The following is a 1,746-nucleotide window of genomic DNA, read 5'->3' as shown; positions in this document are numbered from 1 at the left end:
CAGCGTCTAAGCCATTTGAAAATCAAAACAAATGGGATGCACTCAACCCAAACTTAACTTTGCAACAGAGCCGTTTTTTGAACCTTCCATGTTTTATTATTTAAAAAGTAAAATACATTTAGTGCTTGTTTCATTAATTATTTAATAGGCCTCAGTGTATCACTGAAATAATTAGACAATTTTTCAATTTCACCATTGTATTATCTATCATTAATAATATAATGTTATTATTAATAACTTTTTTTTGAGAAAAAAATGTCTTTTTATGAATCATCGTCTAGCTCTGGTAATGTATATGAGTTCATAGATATGAAAAGGTATTATGGATTTGATGGAAGTATAGAATATATATACGGATCAATAAAAACATTAAATGAAAAAAACTATATATTTAATGGAATGTGCGATTATTTATTAAATTCAAATTATGATATAGATATTTACAAGGGGGTTGTGGTTATTATGCCAAATATTACATCAAGTATAAGAGATTTTTCAATGAAATCTATTTATTATAGTGGTGGTGATGTGAATATCAAAAATATGTCGGATTATTTTATGAGTTGTGATTTGAATATAATTGACGGTAGTATTTCATATGATGGTAATGGTAATTTATTAAACGTATTTATGAAAAAAAATACGGAGTTTAGCTTAATTGAAAAATCAAAGTGTGAATTATTGAATATAGATTGTAGTGATAATACTACTATTAATATAAATATTAATAGCTCCAAAGTGGTTAACTTGATAAATTTTAATTTAGATAGTAATTATTTAAAATTTAATAGTGCTGTGTCCTTTAATAAGGTTGTTGTGGATTTTAATAAAGATAAAAGTATTCTTACAATAATATTATTTGATGGAATTTTTTTTACAAAGTTTAATTTATTAAACGTTTTAAACTTTAATGTTTTTCAAGAGATTGATAAGAATAAAAAATATTACTCATTAAATAATGTAATTTCTGATATTAGTATGAAAAATAATTCATGTTTTTTGCCTAATACATTAATTGAAACACCGAATGGTTTTTCTTTGGTTGAAAATATGAAGGTTGGTGATGTAATAATTGTTTATTACAATGAAACAATAACACAAAAAATTATTAAAAATATTATAAAAGGATCAGCACTATCTAATAATAATAATTATGTGCCACCAATTAGGATAAAAAAAGACGCCTTTGGAAAAGGAAAACCATTTTCTGATTTATTTATCACATCAGAACATTCTATTTTTTATAAAAATGCATTTTATCCATCAAGGATGTTCATTGGAATGCAAGATATAAATATTGATTTTTCTAAAAAAGAATACATATACTATAATATAGAGCTTTATGATCACTCTATTATCAATGCAAATGGACTTTTAGTAGAAAGTTACCTTCCTACAGAAGGGACCCCCTGTTACCCTATTTTAGATAATTTAGATAATTTAGATAATTTAGATAATTTAGATAATTTAGATAATTTAGATAATTTAGTATATATAATAGACAGTTCCGGAAAAAAATACCCTCTATTAAGATCAAAAAATAATTTCTTATTGTTTAATATATGTTATAATAAAAATTATCAGTATTTTCTGGTTTCATGCAATAATAAGCCTTCCAATTTTATTGGGCCACATATAGATGATAGAAGAGACCTTGGTTTGTGTGTATTGGATATATATATTGATAATGGAAAAGAAATATTAATGAATAATTTTCATTTAGAAAACAATTTTATTTATGGTTGG

1 protein-coding gene is annotated in these 1,746 nt (G+C 23.8%); it reads left to right on the top strand.

The annotated features are described in order from the left end of the window. Window positions 1–255 precede the first annotated feature (255 nt). Window positions 256–1,746 (top strand): Hint domain-containing protein (locus NTH01S_RS11385; protein WP_174523625.1); only part of this gene is annotated, 1,491 nt, incomplete at its 3' end.

Origin of the sequence: Neokomagataea thailandica NBRC 106555, from assembly GCF_001598495.1 — a bacterium.
Taxonomy (GTDB): domain Bacteria; phylum Pseudomonadota; class Alphaproteobacteria; order Acetobacterales; family Acetobacteraceae; genus Gluconobacter; species Gluconobacter thailandicus_A.
This window is presented reverse-complemented; position numbering and strand designations above follow the sequence as displayed.